General features: G+C 66.0%; 14 protein-coding genes. 8 read left to right on the forward strand and 6 right to left on the reverse strand.

Annotation, left to right across the window (positions count from 1 at the left end):
* Window positions 1-150: 150 nt before the first annotated feature.
* The 4 genes from C458_RS00860 to C458_RS00875 all read right to left on the reverse strand — a co-directional run bounded on the left by C458_RS00860 (window position 151) and on the right by C458_RS00875 (window position 5,761).
* Complete coding sequence (locus C458_RS00860; RefSeq protein WP_008572393.1) at window positions 151-2,823, reverse strand: heavy metal translocating P-type ATPase; 2,673 nt, start codon at window positions 2,821-2,823, stop codon at window positions 151-153.
* Window positions 2,824-2,918: 95 nt separating this feature from the next.
* A complete protein-coding gene (locus C458_RS00865) occupies window positions 2,919-4,328 on the reverse strand; it encodes a hypothetical protein (RefSeq protein WP_008572394.1) in 1,410 nt (469 codons plus the stop codon).
* Entirely contained in the window at window positions 4,325-4,582 is a 258-nt protein-coding gene (locus tag C458_RS00870) for a hypothetical protein (protein WP_008572395.1), read from the reverse strand. Before C458_RS00870 ends, C458_RS00865 begins: the two co-directional genes overlap by 4 nt.
* Window positions 4,583-4,696: 114 nt before the next feature.
* On the reverse strand, window positions 4,697-5,761 hold the full coding sequence (locus C458_RS00875; protein WP_008572396.1) for a hypothetical protein: 1,065 nt from the start codon (window positions 5,759-5,761) through the stop codon (window positions 4,697-4,699).
* A gap of 199 nt (window positions 5,762-5,960) precedes the next feature.
* Here C458_RS00875 and C458_RS00880 point away from each other — a divergent pair, with 199 nt between their 5' ends.
* Window positions 5,961-7,610 (forward strand): PAS domain-containing sensor histidine kinase, encoded by a 1,650-nt coding sequence (locus C458_RS00880; protein WP_008578794.1) that lies wholly within the window; start codon window positions 5,961-5,963, stop codon window positions 7,608-7,610.
* An 84-nt stretch (window positions 7,611-7,694) separates the two neighbouring features.
* Here the strand turns inward: C458_RS00880 and C458_RS00885 are convergent, their stop codons facing one another.
* The gene (locus C458_RS00885) at window positions 7,695-8,111 is read right to left on the reverse strand and encodes a VOC family protein (protein WP_008572398.1); all 417 of its coding nucleotides are present in this window, start codon (window positions 8,109-8,111) and stop codon (window positions 7,695-7,697) included.
* A gap of 171 nt (window positions 8,112-8,282) precedes the next feature.
* On the opposite strand from C458_RS00885, the gene C458_RS00890 reads away from it, so the two are divergent.
* From C458_RS00890 to C458_RS00915, 6 genes are all read left to right on the forward strand, one after another.
* Window positions 8,283-8,651, forward strand: a complete 369-nt coding sequence (locus C458_RS00890; protein ID WP_004040984.1) for a hypothetical protein — start codon at window positions 8,283-8,285, stop codon at window positions 8,649-8,651.
* A gap of 422 nt (window positions 8,652-9,073) precedes the next feature.
* Window positions 9,074-9,505 carry a type IV pilin gene (locus C458_RS00895; RefSeq protein WP_008572399.1) on the forward strand — a complete coding sequence of 144 codons (432 nt, stop codon included), beginning with the start codon at window positions 9,074-9,076 and terminating at the stop codon, window positions 9,503-9,505.
* 240 nt (window positions 9,506-9,745) lie between these two features.
* The gene (locus C458_RS00900) at window positions 9,746-10,192 is read left to right on the forward strand and encodes a type IV pilin (RefSeq protein ID WP_008572400.1); all 447 of its coding nucleotides are present in this window, start codon (window positions 9,746-9,748) and stop codon (window positions 10,190-10,192) included.
* Between the two features lie 174 nt (window positions 10,193-10,366).
* The gene (locus tag C458_RS00905; RefSeq protein WP_008572402.1) at window positions 10,367-11,716 is read left to right on the forward strand and encodes a M20 family metallopeptidase; all 1,350 of its coding nucleotides are present in this window, start codon (window positions 10,367-10,369) and stop codon (window positions 11,714-11,716) included.
* Window positions 11,717-11,722: 6 nt separating this feature from the next.
* Window positions 11,723-12,838, forward strand: a complete 1,116-nt coding sequence (locus C458_RS00910) for an aminotransferase class V-fold PLP-dependent enzyme (RefSeq protein WP_008572405.1) — start codon at window positions 11,723-11,725, stop codon at window positions 12,836-12,838.
* 62 nt (window positions 12,839-12,900) lie between these two features.
* On the forward strand, window positions 12,901-13,377 hold the full coding sequence (locus C458_RS00915; protein ID WP_008572407.1) for a YbaK/EbsC family protein: 477 nt from the start codon (window positions 12,901-12,903) through the stop codon (window positions 13,375-13,377).
* 186 nt (window positions 13,378-13,563) lie between these two features.
* On the opposite strand, the gene eif1A is transcribed toward C458_RS00915, so the two are convergent.
* The gene (eif1A, locus tag C458_RS00920; protein WP_013035036.1) at window positions 13,564-13,848 is read right to left on the reverse strand and encodes a translation initiation factor eIF-1A; all 285 of its coding nucleotides are present in this window, start codon (window positions 13,846-13,848) and stop codon (window positions 13,564-13,566) included.
* Between the two features lie 980 nt (window positions 13,849-14,828).
* Between eif1A and C458_RS00925 the strand changes: the two genes are divergently transcribed.
* Window positions 14,829-16,079, forward strand: coding sequence for an orc1/cdc6 family replication initiation protein (locus C458_RS00925; RefSeq protein WP_004040991.1), 1,251 nt, complete (start codon window positions 14,829-14,831; stop codon window positions 16,077-16,079).
* Window positions 16,080-16,323: the final 244 nt, after the last annotated feature.

Consider the following 16,323-nt stretch of genomic DNA (forward strand, 5'->3'; position numbering starts at 1 on the left):
CGACGCGCGGCGTCGGGAAAACCGAACCAGCCGTTTCTCGTGTGGCAAGAATTGCGGACGCGTTGATAGTGTCACGCCACTAAGTAGCGCGGATACGCGAATCCGGCAGGGACGGACCGGAAAAGCCGGAGACGGTCAGCCTCCCGCGACTCACTCGTCGGGCCGAATCCGGGCGAGTCGCATCGCGTTGCCCGTCACGCCCATGGTCATCCCGGCGTCGCCCGCGAGGACCGCGAGCGCGACCGAGACGTAGCCGAAGGGGACGCCGACCGCGAGGACGGCCTTGATGGCGAGCGACGCCCAGATGTTCTGCCGGATGACGTTGTTCGCCCGGTGGGAGAGTTCGTAGAGGTACGGGAGCTTCGAGAGGTCGTCGGCCATGAGGGCGATGTCGGCCGTTTCGAGGGCGGTGTCGGTGCCGGCCGCGCCCATGGCGACGCCGACGGTGGCCGTGGCGAGCGCCGGGGCGTCGTTGATGCCGTCACCGACCATGGCGACCGAGCCGTACTCGTCGAGCAGTCCCTCGACGGCGGCGACCTTGTCCTCCGGGAGGAGGCCCGCGCGGAAGTCGTCGACGCCGACCTGCTCGGCGATGGCGCGGGCGGTCCCCTCGTTGTCGCCGGTGAGCATGACGACCGAGAGACCGGCCTCGCGGAGCTTCGCGACCGTCTCGCGGGCGTCGGGCCGGACCTCGTCGGCGACGGCGACGACGCCTTCGAGGTCGTCTTCGGTCCCGACGACGACGACCGTCTTGCCCTCGGACTGGAGGCGCGGAATCGTGTCCTCGACGAGGTTGAGACAGCCGTGGCGGTCACAGAGCTGTCGGACATCCTCGGAAAGTTCCTCGCCGGGACCGGTGACGTGGACGTGTTCGAGGTCGAAGCCGAGTTCCTCGAAGAAGCCGGGCTTGCCGGCGAAGTGCGGGACGCCGTCGAGGTCGGCGCGGACGCCCTTGCCGGTGACGCTCTCGAAGTCGTGGACCTCGCGGCCGGCGACGCCCGTGCCCTCGGCGTGGGAGACGATGGCCTCGCCGATGGGGTGTTCGCTCCGGGATTCGAGGCCGCGGGCGCACCGCAGCACGTCCGCTTCGGAGTTGCCGTTGAGCGGGACCACGTCGGTGACGGTGAGTTCGCCCTTCGTGAGCGTGCCCGTCTTGTCAACGGCGACGGCCTCGACCGAGCCCATCGCTTCGAGGTGCGTGCCGCCCTTGATGAGCACGCCGTTCTTCGCGGCCGACGTGATGCCCGAGACGACCGAGACGGGCGTCGAGATGACGAACGCGCAGGGGCAGGCGAGCACGAGCATCGTGATGCCGTAGACGAACCACGTCACCCAGTCGAGGCCGAACGCGATGGGCGGAATCGCCGCGACCGCGACCGCGACGACGACCATGAGGGGCGTGTAGTACGACGAGAAGCGCTCGACGAACTGCTCGCGTTCGGTCTTGTTGGCCTGCGCGTCCTCGACCATCGAGACGATGCGCGAGAGGGTGTCGTCGCCCGCGGCGGACTCGACGCGGACTTCGAGGTAGCCCGCCTCGTTGACGGTGCCCGCGAACACCTCGTCGCCCTCGGCCTTGTCGACCGGGACGGACTCGCCGGTGATGGGGGCCTGATTGACCGCGCTGTCGCCTTCGACCACCGTCCCGTCGACGGGAATCTTCTCGCCGGGCTTGACGGCGACCACGTCGCCGACGACGAGTTCCTCGACGGGGACGACCGTCTCGACGCCGTCGCGGAGGACCGTCGCCTCGTCGGGCGAGAGGTCCATCAGTTCGCGGAGGGAGTCGCGCGTGCGGTCCATCGAGTAGCGTTCGAGCAGTTCGGAGACGCTGAAGAGGAACGCGAGCGTCGCGGCCTCGAAATAGAGGCTCGTCGGCCCGGAGATGAGGCTGGCGGCCACGGCGCTGAGAATCGCCGTCGACATCAGGAAGTCGATGTCGAGGCTGCGGTTCTTCGCCGAGTAGTAGCCGTTGCGGAGGATGGCCTGCCCGCCGACCGCGGCCCCGAGGACGTACAGCAGTTCGGCGGCCGTGAACGAGACGCCGAGGACGCTGGCGACGACGAGTTCCAGCCCGAGCAGGTACTCAACCGTGATGCCCGCCGCGAGGAAGCCGCCGCTTAGCCACGTTTTCACCGCGCGCGTGCTGCGCCAGACGCTCTCGCGGTCCGCGTCGGCGCCGCCGCCGTGGGAGTGCCCGTGACCCTCGTCCCCGTCGTCGGCGTCGGTTCCGGTGACCTCGTAGCCCGCGGCTTCGATAGCCGAGACGACCGCATCGAGGTCCGCGTCGGCCGCGAGCGTGACGACGGCGGTCCCGGTCGTCGGGCGCGTCTCGTACGACAGCACGCCCGGCGCGCCGCGGAGCGCGTTCTCGACTTTCCCGGCGCAGGAGGCGCAGTCCATGTCCGGCACGGAAACCGACACCTCGCGCGTCGAGGGGCCGTCTTCGACGGCGTAGCCCGCGCCCTCGACGTTGCCCCGGATGTCGTCGGGCGTGGTCCGGTCGGGGTCGTACTCGACGACGAGTCGGCCGGTCGTCGCCCGCGGGTCGATATCACCGACGCCGTCGAGTTTCCGGACGCTCGTTTCGACCTTGCTCGCACAGGACGCGCAGTCCATGTCGGGGACGCTGAACTCCGCACGGACCGCACCGGCGGATTCGCCGGCCGAGTCGCCGGACTCCGTCTCGCCGGGCACTCCCGATTCCGACGCGCCCTCGACCTCGCAGGCGTCGTCGCACCCGCCGTTGTCGCCGCCCCGCGGGTCCGTGGACGCGTCCGCCCCGTCACCGGGGCCGGGGTCGCGTCCGTCGTGTTCGCTCATACTCGGCAGTAGTCAGCGACTGGTTAATAATTCACCTGTTAGAAAACGGGGGTTAGATATTTTGTCTTCACAAATTGAAGCCAATCAGTTAATAATCAGAGGAACGGGGGGTTCGCGGTCGGCAGCGAGATGAGCCACAGGCTGAGAATCGTGTAGAGAATCATCACCGCGACGAAGGGGAACTGGCTCCGGACGGCTTGCAGTCTGCTGGGGAAGGTTCGGTAGGCCTGCGAGTGCGCTACCCACACCGCGAGCAGGTGGCCGAGGAGAACGAACGCGACGTTCAGGCCGCCGAACCACGCGGGGAGCGTGAGCACGACCGGGTTCGCCGGCGACGACAGCGGCGACGACAGGGCGTGGACGAGCATCGGTGACAGCGAGACGAAGAAGCCGACGTAGTGCGCGAGGTGGTAGCCCGCGGCGATGGCGAGCAACGAGGGCGCGAATGTGACCGCGAGGTCGAGCGGCGTTTCGAAGGTGTCGATGCGGCGGGCGGTCACCCGCGCGGCGAGGACGTAGAGACCGAGGAAGACCCCGAAGCCGCCGAGGTAGAGCAGTCCGTAGACGAAAAGCGGCGGGAGGCCGACGCCCGCGAGCCACCGGATGACCGCCGCGCCCTGTTCGGTCGTGACGAAGCCGCTGAAGGTGAGTTCCCAGACGAGGACGACCGCGACGGCCACGTCACCGAGGTCGGTCAGGTCGTCGTCGGTGACGAGTCGCATCCCCGGCAGGCGGAACGAGAGGCCGTCGTCGTCGAGGCGAACCGGCGCGACCCGGCCGTAGAAATGGAGGAAGACGGAGACGGGGTCGACCTTGTCGAACCACGCGTCCGCGCCGACGACGACCGCGCCGGCGAGCGTGACGACCGAGTAGGCGACGAGCGCGGTCGCGAGGACCGAGGGCCGGGTCGTGACGGCGGTCGCGGTCTCGACCCAGACGAGCGCGAGAATGCCCGCCACCGCGGGCCAGCGACCGAGTCGTTCGGGGTACGAGACGAAGCCGTTCGGAACCGCCGAGACGACGGTCCGCCACGGGTTCAGCGCGCGCCACGTATCAGCGACGAGATACGAGAGCATCGTGTAGCCGGCGCGGAGCCCCGCGAAGACGACGATGACGGCGAAGTTGACGGTCGGGACCTGCGGGCCGGTGTAGCCGAGGAAAACCGCGAGCGCGAGGACCGCGAGGCCGAGGACGCCGCCCGCGACTCGGAGCGCGCGCAGGAGTCCGTCCGAGACGCCCGCATCGGGACCGGTCTGCCACAGGTGGACGCGCTCGATGAATCGGCGGTCGGTGACGAAACTGGCGAGGAGCGCGGAGGCTCCGACGGTCGCGCCGCCGGTGGCGAGATAGAGCCACCGCGGGACCGCGAGGTTGTCCTGCGACGCGCCCGCGAGTCCGACCGCGGCGTTGCTCGCGGCCGCCGGGTCCGCGAGGAGCGACAGGAGACTCGCCAGCAGGAGACCGAGACCGAATCGTCTGAGGGAGATGGGTCGGAGTGGGGTCATGATGCGAAGACGATAAACAGCATGAGGAAGCCGAAGTACAGCAGCACGATGACGCCGAGCGCACGGACGCGGAACGACTTGAGTTCCGCTTCCTCCTCGTGATACGCCTCGCGGTACGCCTCGACCTCCGCGGCGTCGAGGTCGTCGGGGTGTCTCGCGCCCCGGTGGAGGACCAGCAGTCGCTCGGTCGGGTACGCCTCGCCGCACGCTGTGCAGGTGTGGCGGTCGCGCGTCGCGTCTGTGTCCGTGGTCATCCGAGAGTCACCGAGAGTTCGGGGTTGTTGGCTTCTGAACGTTTCCATCGCGGGCGTCCGCGTCGGGGTGTCCGGGTCGCCCGACGGGGGATGAGGCGGCGACGAAGCGACACCTCAGACCTCGAACCGCATCGGCTCGAACGCCATGAACGCCGTCTCGTAGCCGTCGTGGCGGGCCACCTGCGGCGGCACGTCCACAGAGAGCGTCAGCGCGTCGCCGGATTCGACGGCCTCGACGCCCGTACCGTAGTGGTAGCTGAGGTCGGGGTCGAGCGTCCGGTCGAGTCGCGCCCCGTCGAGCACCGCGGTTCCGTCGCGTTCGAGCGTGGCCCGAACGCCCATCATCGGCAGGACGAACTCGTTGTGCGGCGTCCGCGCCGACACGTAGAGGTACGCGCCGTCGACGCCGAACCGGGAGCCGTCGTCGACGACGAAGGCGTCGAACAGGGCGTCGGCGCTCGTCCGCCGGCCGAGGTGGCGACCGGGGAGGTCGCTGACGGCGGGGGCTTTGCCGGTCGGAACGCCCATCATCTCCATCGCCGGGACCGCGCCGCGCGACCCGGCCTCGTCGCCGAGGCGGCGCAGTTCCACGTCGTAGAGGTCGTCCGTGTCGAACGCGAACTCGAACGTCGCCGTCTCGGCCGACTCGAACCGCCCGGCGAACGAGCCGGTTCGGGAAAGCGAGGTGCCGCCGACGTGGACGCGGGCCTCGTAGTCGCCCTCGCCGTCGAGGACGTAGTTCGAGCCGTAGTGCATCCCCATCTGCTGGGAGAGCATCGGGTAGGCGACCTCTTCGCTCACGAGGTCGCCGTCGCGGAGAATCTCGATGGAGACGCCGGCGTCCAGCGGGAGCACGGTCCCCGTCTCGGCGTCCCACAGCGACGCCATGAGGTGAATCGAGTCGTCGGCCTCGACGACGGTCTTCTCGAGGTCGGAGCCGGCGGCGGTCCAGAAGCGATGGGGGTACGAGTAGGTGAGCGCGACGCCGTACGGGCCGGCGGTCGTCTCCCCGTACATCTTCATCCCCTCGGTGACGGCGGGCAGGTAGACCGCCGCCGGCCGGTCGTCGACGAGCGGCGGGTCGCGCCACGCCGACTGTTGTTCGAAGCCGCCGAGACAGCCCGCGGTGGCGGCGAGTGCGCCGATGCCGAGTGTCTTGAGTGCGTCTCGTCGTTTCATGGTGTCTCGATGGCGTCCCGCCGGCTCGTGGTGGGCATGGTTACGATGTCGCGCGTCTCGGGAAGCGGTAGTCACCTTCGCTAGCGTCCCGGTGGCAATGTCGGTTGCGCTTCCGCGTCGGGTTTCGAGGGGTGGTGCCGTCGTTATCAACCGCCGGATTACCGCACCACGTTTATATTTTCGCTCGCGCTCCGTTCGGATGATGAACGACTCGCCGCTCGACGGTCTCGACGCCCGCGCCATCGCGCTGGCGTATCTCGGCTTCGGGACCGCGGGCATCCTCGGCGGCGAGCTACTCCTGTCGGCCACGCTGGGTGCGCCCCCGGCCCCCGAAGCCGAACTCGTCAAGGGACTCGCGTTCGTCGCCGTCTCCACCGCGTTCGTCTGGGCGCTCGTCTCCCGGAAGAACCGTCGAATCGAGCGCCAGCAGGCGTCGGTTCGGTCGTCGCTGGATCAGCTTCGGACCGTGGTCGCCGCGTCCCCGGTGCCGATTATCGCGGTCACGCCCGAGGGGCGCGTGACGAGGTGGAACGACGCCGCCACTGAGACGTTCGGCTGGGGGCGCGAGGAGGTGCTCGGCGGACCGCTCCCCTACAACGCGGGCGAGGACAGCGAGGATAGCGAGGAGATTATCCGGCGAACCATCGCAGAAAACGGCCTCTCGAGCGTTCAAGTCGAGCGACAGCCGGCGGACGGCGACCTCCGCGAGTTTCGGCTTTCGACGGCGGTCGTCCGCGACGCCAACGGCGAGGTGGCCGAGGTCGTCGGCGTCTTCGTCGACGTGACAGAACAGCAGCGGCGGGAGCGCCGCCTCCGCGAGTTCGAGCAGGCCGTCGAGCAGGCGGGCCACGCGATTTACCTCACCACGCCGGACGGGGAGATTACGTACGTCAACCCGGCGTTCGAGGAGACGACGGGCTACGACGCCGCGGAGGTCATCGGCGAACCGGCGTCGATACTCAGTTCGGGCGAGATGCCGGAGACGTACTACGAGCGACTGTGGCGCGCCCTCCAGTCCGGCGAGACGTGGCAAGAGCGAATCATCGACCGACGGAAAAGCGGCGAGCTCTACACCGCGATACAGACCATCGCGCCCATCGAGAGCAACGGCGACATCGACGGCTACGTCGCCATCCAGTCCGACGTCACCGAGTCGGAGGTGACCAGGCAGCGACTCGGCGTCCTCAACCGGATGTTCCGGCACAACCTCCGAAACCGGATGAACGTCATCGAGGGCTACGCGGAGCTGATTCGCCGGAACGAGGCCACGGACACCGACGAGGAACTCGCCGAGGCTGCCGAGGCCATCGTCGAAGCGGCGGACGACCTCGCGTCGCTCTCCGAAAAGGCGCAGACGGTCTCGGACGCCCTCGAATCCGAGGGGACGCCGCGGCGCGTCTCGACGCTCGTCGAAGACGCCGTGTCGAGGGCCGAATCGACGTATCCGGAGGCGGCGGTGCGGACGGACATCGAGACGGGGCTCTACGCGCGAGTCGACAGCCGCGTCGGCGCGGCGCTCGACGAGCTAATTGCGAACGCGCTCAAACACGGCGGCGAAACGGTCCATATCGACGTGTGCCGAACCGAAGCCGACGACTCGAAACTCGTCGTGCGCGTCGACGACGACGGGCCGGGAATCCCCGACGAGGAGTGGCGAGTCATCAAGCGCGGCGAGGAGACGCCGCTCGAACACGGGACCGGGATGGGCCTGTGGCTGGTCCACTGGGTCGTCAAGAAAGCGGGCGGGAGCATGGAGTTGGAACCGTCTTCCCTCGGGGGGACGGCCGTGACGCTGAAGCTTCCAATCGGGTCGGAGCGGCCGCGGGCGTGGTCTCCGACCGACGAGTGACCACACCAGCGCCCTAGTATTGCAGTTCGAGAACAATTCAGCGGCGAGTTTCGAGCGGCGAGCCCGTCGAACGAAGCGGCCGGGTCAGGCGTCGAGGAGTTCGACGAGATTCCCCTCGGGGTCGCGGACGAACGCGATTCGCGTGCCGGTTTCGGTCGTCTGCGGTTCGCTGAGCGTCTCGGCGTCGGCCGGGAGTTGAGCGACCGCGGCGTCGACGTCCTCGACCGAGAGCCCGAGGTGGGTCGCGCCGGGACGGTTGAGCGTCGGTTCGTCGGTGTCGGTGCCGACCGGGTCGTACTCGACGAGTTCGACGCGCACGTCGCCGCCGTCGAGGTGGGCGAAGCGCGCCGACGCGCCGTCGACGGAGACGGCGGTGGCGAACTCCTCGCCGCCGACTTCGAAGCGGGAGAGGACCGGCAGGTCGAGCGCGTCGCGGTAGAATTCGAGCGTCGAATCGAGGTCGCGGACGGTGAGACCGACGTGGTGTGCGCTGGAGTTCACGGTTCGTCTGCGCGCGCAGAGCCCCAAAGGCGCTTCGCTCGGAACGCGGGGCGACGCGAGTCGGTCGGTGTCCGGACCCGCGCCGCCGGAGACCGTATCGCATATACCCGCTCGGCCGCCCAGATAGGGTACGATGGAACCGACAGGTGCGCGACGCGAGGTGGTGCGACCGTGAGCGAACCGTTCGTCGAGTCGCTCCCCGGACGGGCCGTCCCCAAATCGTTCGTCGCCGAACTCGAGACGAAGGAGGCGATTCAGCAGGCCGTCGCCGTCCGCGGCTACAACATCGAACGCGACGGCGAGACGGTCCAGCACGCCTACCAACTGGTCGTGAACGTCCGCGGGAAGTACATCCTCGGACTGCACCTCACGAACGGGACGTGGCGCGTCGTCTTCGACACGCGCGACCACCCGAAACTCGCACAGGAAGGCCCGCGCGCGGCCTACGAGGCCGTCCACGACGCGCTCTACGAGCGCGCGCCCTCCGACGCGAAGATAGATTTCGAGTCGACGCCGCGCTTCTGGAACGCCTCCCAGTAGGCCGTTTTCCCGACGTTTTCGACCGCCTCGGCGTTTCGAGTCGCGTGAGCGACGCGTATGGGACGCGCGCCGCGGCCGACACCCTCCCGAACCCACACCACCATGTCCGCAGAAATCGGGAGCGCAACAGTTCGAGCGGGTGCGTCGGGCGAGCGAGAGAGCCGGATCCGCGTGTGTAGCGCGTCAGGTCGGCGGTTCAGCACCGACCGCCTCTGCTGGTGGTACGCAGGTGGGATGGAACGGCTTAAACCCCGAATTCGACGGTTAGGAGCGTCCTAACCCCTCGAATAGACCGGTAAGTCGCTGCGAAATTAAATATATCCGGAACATACGGAAGGCCAACAGGAGCCGGAACATGTGGCCGCTCGCGGTCCCGTGCAGGTGGGCACGAGGTGGGTCAGAGGCCGGTCCTGGGTAGAACAATGGATATCAAGAACTTCCTTAGCGAATCACGCGCAGTCTCGCCGGTCATCGGCGTCATCCTCATGGTCGCGATTACCGTCATCCTCGCGGCCGTCATCGGTACCTTCGTCCTCGGTCTCGGCGACCAGGTCGGTGACACCGCCCCGCAGGCGAGCTTCAGCTTCGACTACGATGGTGCACAGGAAATCACAATCACGCACGAAAGCGGTGATTCCATCGCCAGCGACCAACTGAGCGTCGTCATCCCGTCGGACTTATCGTCGCCAGTCATCTCGAAGAATGATGGCTCCGACGACAGCATGAACGCCGGTGACACCATCGTTGTGGACCTCGACGACACTGAAACTCTCGACGACGGCGACGAAGTGCGCCTCGTCTGGACCTCCGAATCCGGTTCCAACTCCGCGACCCTACAAACGTACACGCACTAAACGGTCCGCGGCGACACAACCGACCGAATCTCAATTTTTTCGAACGTTACACCGTGAGCGATAGCACCAGCCGATTCTGGTACGAATCACGCATGAGACGTGAAACGCCTTCTCAATACTAGTTTATAGCTTCGGAGAACGTCAGTAAACTTGTTAGGTTAGAACGCAGGCGTTCGAGGACCGATTCGTATTTTTCTCGACGGTCGCCTCTCGTCCGGCACACCTAGGAGAAACACAACTATGCAAATCAAGAGAATCTTCACAGAATCGCGCGCAGTCTCGCCGGTCATCGGCGTCATCCTCATGGTCGCGATCACCGTCATCCTCGCGGCCGTCATCGGTACCTTCGTCCTCGGTCTCGGTGACCAAGTCGGTGACACCGCTCCCCAAGCGAGTTTCACGTTCGACTACGACGGGCAGACGGAACTGACCATCACGCACGAAAGCGGCGCGCAGATTGACGGCGATTTAGTCACTATCGCGGGAAATGTCAACGTCACTGATGCTGGTGACGCAAACAAGTGGTCGAGCCTCGGCTCAGACACCATCAGCGCGGGTGAGTCCGTCGTCGTCCAAGACGACACTGCAAGCGATGGGTTCGAAAACGGCGACACCGTCCGCGTCGTCTGGACCTCTCAATCCGGCTCCAACTCCGCGACCCTCCAGCGGTGGACCTACAACGCCTGATACCGGAATCAGCACCGCACCCCACCGCATCCCATCCCATCCCACTCTCCCCCACTCGGAGTGACGATTTCTTTCGGACCTGTCCCACAGAGGCACCCGTATCTCGCCCCACCAATATTGTATTTTTAGCACAAACTTATTCGTCGTCAGTACGTACATCCGGACAGAGAGCTCATGTCCAGCGACCCACCCGCCGCCGTCGCCTCCCTCCGCGAGCACCGCGAGGACATCGTCGACCTCGCGGCGACGCTCGTCGGCCACGACACGCAGAACCCGCCGGGAGACACGCGGGGCCTCGCGTCGTGGGTCGAATCGTTCTTTTCGGAGCTCGGTATCGAGGCCGAGCGCGTCACCTCGGACCCGAGAAAGCCGAATCTCGTGGCGACGCTCCCGGGCGCGACAGACCGGACGCTCGTCCTGTTGGGACACCTCGATACGGTCCCGTTCGAGGCGGCCGAGTGGACGCGCGACCCGCTCGGTGAGCGGGCGGGAAACCGGCTCTACGGGCGCGGCGCGACCGACATGAAGGGAGCAGTCGCCGCGATGCTCGCGGTGGCACAGGCGTACGTCGAAACCGACACGACGCCGGCGACGACCCTCGTGTTCGCGTTCGTCAGCGACGAGGAAGTCGCCGGGAGCGCGGGGCTGCCGACGCTGCTTGACCGGCGCGGGCTCGCCGCGGACGCCTGCGTCATCGGCGAGACGACCTGCGAGAGCGACCGCCACTCGGTGACCGTCGCGGACCGGGGGAGCATCTGGTTGGAACTCGAAGCGACGGGGACCGCCGCCCACGGCTCCCGACCGATGCTCGGTGAGAACGCGATTCACCGGCTCTACCGCGCCGTGAGCGACATCGAATCGACGCTCGCTGATTACCGATTCGAGTTCGACCCCGCGGTGCGGGCGCTCGTCGACGAGTCCGTCAAGCACTACGCGCCGCGATTCGGCGCGGACGCGGCGCGAGAGCTGTTCGAGCGCCCATCGGTCAATCTGGGCGTCCTCTCGGGCGGCGACCGGGTGAACGTCGTCCCCGACGCGGCGCGGGCGAAACTCGATATTCGCGTGACGGCGGGCGTCGAGACGGCGGCGGTGCTCGACCGCGTTCGAGAGGTGGTCGCCGGTCACGACGGCGTCGAGACTTCGGACGCGGACTGGTCGGTCGGGACGTTCGAAGACCCCGACAGCGCGCTGGCGAACGCCGTGGTCTCGGTCGTTGAAGGCGTCACCGGCGGGCGTGCGTACCGCCGGAGCGCGACCGGCGGCGGCGACGCGAAGCGAATGCGAAACGCCGGCGTCCCGACCGTCGAGTTCGGGCTGGGGACCGAGACGGCGCACGCGGTCGACGAGTTCACCACCGTCGAGGCGCTCGTCGGCAACGCCGAGGTGTACGCCCGCCTCCCCGACGAGTTGTTGCGGCAATTCGATAGTGGTACCAGAACGTTTGATTCGACGGGCGTATCACCAGCAGACACGACTCCTTCGCGGCGCGACCGACGAGAAAACACCCCCGATGACACCCGATAACGCACTATGACACCCGACGAACTCCGAACGACGATTCCGGCCCTCGACGACGTCACGTATCTCAACACCGGCGCGCACGGCCCGAGTCCGCGCCCCATCGTGGAGCGCGCGACCGAGTTCCTCGAATACCACGAGTACGAATCGCCGGGCGACGACGGCCCCTATCCGACCGCGTTCGACGCCTACGAGGCCGTCCGCGAGGACGTGGCCGCGTTTATCGGTGCCGAGACCGAGGAGGTGGCGCTGACCCAGAGCACTACCGACGGCATCAACCGCATCGCCACCGCGCTCGACTGGGAGCCGGGCGACGTGGTCGTCCGAACCGACCTCGAACACCCGGCCGGCATCCTCCCGTGGCGGCGACTCGAACGCGAGGGGGTCGAAGTCCGCGTCGTCGAGAGCGAGGCGGGGCGGCTCGATATGGACCAGTACGCCGAGGCCGTCAGCGACGCCAAACTCGTCTGTTTCAGCGCCCTAACGTGGAACTACGGGACGCGACTCCCCGTGCGCGAACTCACCGATATCGCCCGCGACGCCGGCGCGCTGTCGGTGGTCGACGCGGTCCAGTCGTTCGGCCAGTACCCCGTCGCCGTGGACGACTGGGGGGCTGACATCGTCGCCGGCGCGGGCCACAAGTGGCTGCTCGGGCCGTGGGGCGCGGGCTTCCTCTACGTCCGGCGCGAGGTCGCGGAGGGCATCGAACCGCACGCCGTCGGCTACCGCGGCGTCACGGAGCCGAACGCCGACGGGCTCGACTTCGCGCCCGGAGCGAAACGCTTCGAGGTCGGAACCACCAACCCCGCGCCGCACGTCGCGCTCCGAGAGGCTATCGACATCGCCGAGCGCGTCGGCCTCGACCGAACCGAGGAACACGTTCGCGACCTCGCAAGCCGGTTCATCGAAACCGTCCCGGAGGGACGGCTGTTGAGCCCGCACGACCCAGAGTCGGGGCTGGTTTCCTTCGAAGTCCCTGACCCGGAGGGGGCGGTCGAACGGCTCAAATCGGCGGGGGTTGTCGTCCGGACGCTTCCCGAACCGACGGCGGTCCGGGCGTCGTTCCACAACTTCAACGACGAGTCGGACGTGGCGGCGCTTCGCGACGGACTCGACGGGGAGTGGTGAGTGCAGCGCAGTATCTGCCACGGCGGTAAACGTTCATATCCACCGACGCGGAAGCCCTGGGCATGCATCCCACGGCACGCAAGTTTGCCGACCAAGTACGCGATTCTCACGGCTTCGAAGCGACCATCGAGGAGTTCCCCGAGGGAACCAAGACGGCCGACGACGCGGCTGCGGCCGTCGGCTGCGACGTCGCCCAAATCGTCAAGAGCATCGTGATGCGCGTGGGCGACGAGACGGTCGTCGTCCTCACGAGCGGTGCGAACCGCGTCGATGAAGCCTCGCTCGGCTCCGAGTTCGATGCCGAACAGGGCTCGGTTCGAAGCGCCAATCCCGACGAAGTGAAAGCGGCGACCGGTTGGAGCATCGGCGGCGTACCGCCGACCTGCCACGCGACCGACTGTCCCGTCCTCGCGGACCCGACGTTCGAGTCGTTCGACCGGATTTGGGCCGCTGCGGGAACCCCCGAAGCCGTGTTCCAACTCACGCCGGACGACCTGCGGGCGCTCTCCGCGCCGCGGTTCGTCGACGTGTTCGAGTGAGGCGAGCGCAGAATCGAGGCGGACACCCGATGCGGTCCGCCGCGGACCGCGACGAGAACAACACCACTATGTCCGCTGTTCTGGTCGGTCGGCGTGAAGTGAGTATCGCTGGAGAGAAACTCCGAGGCTATCGTAGAGCCGCGGCTGGTCGTCAGGCGAGATAAACTCTCCTTTCGGAGAAAATGATTACTGAATGTGGCCTTCGCGCCGAAGTTGGTCCGCGTCCTCGCCGGTGTAGCGCCATTCGATGTTGGCTTTCTCGTCCTGCCAGTCCCACGGTTCGACGAGCACGACGTCGCCCTCGTTGATCCACGTGCGGTACTTCATTCGGCCGGGGATGCGGCCCATGCGGTTCTTTCCGTCTTCACAGCGGATTCGGACGTGGTTGCCACCGTTGTGCTCTGTGACGACTGCGAACAGCTCGTTGTCGTTGGGCATTCGAAGGTTTCGACGCCCTTGATTTTCACTCACATTCTTGCTCGGGGACGGAGACGGATAACTTATCGGATACTCGTGATAGCAAATGTCACGGCGTTGAAACGGAGTGATTGCAGTTTCGAACACCACGTTGTCCGCTGTTTTCCGACAGATTGGCCGCCAAGAGAGGAAGATACATCGTGATAACTACTCACAAACACTGTTCGAGGTTTCGTTGGAGATTCCGTTGGGGGGCCATGTTCGCGGTCGGCCATCGCCGGTTCGTCGTTGGGTGGCCGCTGAGTCGACACTGAGTCGTCGCTGAGAGCAGGCGGTGACGAGGTCATCCACGATTCCCCTACAACACCACTTCGTCCGCAGTTGTTCGTCGTCTCAGCACCTAAAAAGACGCTTTTACCGGCTCACGGAACTTCGTAGAGTCACAGAGACCCACGGAGAGCGGATTCCGTCGGTAACCGAAGGCAAGCGACGAAGTCAGTCGACTCGACCGGACGAGACAAACCGCGCGATCGTGTGACGACCCGCGTCAACGAGCGGTCGAGACGTGTTCGGTGAGTGTTGACACAGACACCACGTTGTCCGCTGTTCTCGATGAATGTGAGTGTGAAGACGAGACGGTTGGTACGACGGGGAACACTCACACCACTTTGTCCGCTGTTCTCGGTGCGAAGCGGTACCCCCCGTCGGCGTGAGACGGCTCGTTCCACGGATTCTCAATCGGGGAGATTAGTTTAGATTCAAAGATAGACGAATAAAACAGGCCGTCCTCAAACAGCTGCTATATAACTAGAATAGTTATCCGTATTACGGACTCAGTTTAAGTTATAGTATTATAAATCTTTCTCTATATCAAGACAAACAAACTCGTCCACTTGTTCCACCGGTTACCGTCGTCTCCCAGAACAGCGGACAAAGTGGAGGGGGTGTGTCCCCGCCTAAGTATATAAAGAACGAGAACAGCGGACACTCCGGACGCGGTGGTTTTATCAATGAAGTGGTCGAACCGTGGTAGTATGCCCCTATTCGAGCGGGACACCGAGATCTATCGGGACCGGGACGCCCTCCGCGAGGATTACCAGCCCGAGGAACTCGTGGGGCGTGACGAGGAACTCCGTACCTTCCAGGCTGCGCTGCAACCGGTTATCAACGGCGAACAGCCCAACAACATCTTCCTCTACGGGAAGACCGGCGTCGGCAAGACCGCCGCGTCGCGGTACTTACTCGGTCACCTCCGCGAGGACGCGAGCCACTACGACGACATCCACCTCACCGTCGTCTTCCTGAACTGCGACGGACTCACGAGTTCGTATCAGATTGCGACCCGCCTCGTCAACGAGTTCCGGTCGGAGTCGAACCAGATCAGCACGACGGGCTACCCGCTCGGCTCCGTCTACGAGATGCTCTGGCAGGAACTCGACGACTGCGGCGGGACGATAATCATCGTCCTCGACGAAATCGACCACGTCAACGACGACAGCATTCTCTACCAACTTCCGCGAGCGCGGGCCAATGGGAACCTCGACGCGGCGAAGGTCGGACTCATCGGCATCTCCAACGACTTCTCGTTCCGCGACGACCTCTCGCCGAAGGTCAAAAGCTCCCTGTGCGAACAGGAGATTCACTTCCCGGCGTACAACGCCAAGAACCTCCGAGCCATCCTCGAACAGCGCGCGAAAGTGGCGTTCCGCGAGGGCGTCCTCTCCGACGAGGTGATACCGCTCTGTGCCGCCTACGGCGCGAAAGACGCCGGGGACGCCCGCCAATCCATCGACCTGTTGATGAAAGCCGGCGATTTGGCCCGCGACGACGACACCGACCGCATCGAAGAAGAGCACGTCAAACGTGGTCGGCGGGCCCTCGAACGCGGCCGCATCAAGGAGGGAATCAACGGACTCACCGAACACGGCCACCTCGTGCTCTACTCGCTTTTGACGCTCGAACTGGAGGACGAGACGCCGATTCGTTCCCGCGACGTTCGCCCCCGCTACACCCGGTTTACCGAACTCGCCAACCGCGACCCGCTCGTCCCGCGGCGGATGCGCGACCACCTCAGCGAGCTCGCGATGCTCGGTATCGTCTCCGTCACCGAGCGAAACGAGGGTCGACGCGGCGGGACGTACCGCGAATACGCCCTCGATATGGACGTCGGGCTTATCGTCTCGGCCATGCGCGACACCATCGAACTCGTCGGCGTTCACGAGACGGTCGAACCCTTCCTCGACGGCGACAAAACGAGCACGCTCGACGACTTCATCGAGCAGTAGGCAGGTCGACGCTCAGTACCGCGGACATCGTGGTGTGACCTCGCATCCGGTTTCGGTGGCACATCCGGTTTCGGTGGAACAGTTCCCCGTGGCGGCGTCGGCACGACTGGTCGTTGACCTGCTCTACGGAAACGTGGTTCGCCGGATGCGCCGACCGCTCGGATTCAGTCCCGACCAGTCGGAACACCACTCTGTCCGCAGTAATCCGGCAACGTTAGCCGACTACTGAAACAGCGGACATCGT

It is taken from the genome of Haloferax sp. ATCC BAA-644, assembly GCF_000336975.1.
Lineage (GTDB): Archaea > Halobacteriota > Halobacteria > Halobacteriales > Haloferacaceae > Haloferax > Haloferax volcanii.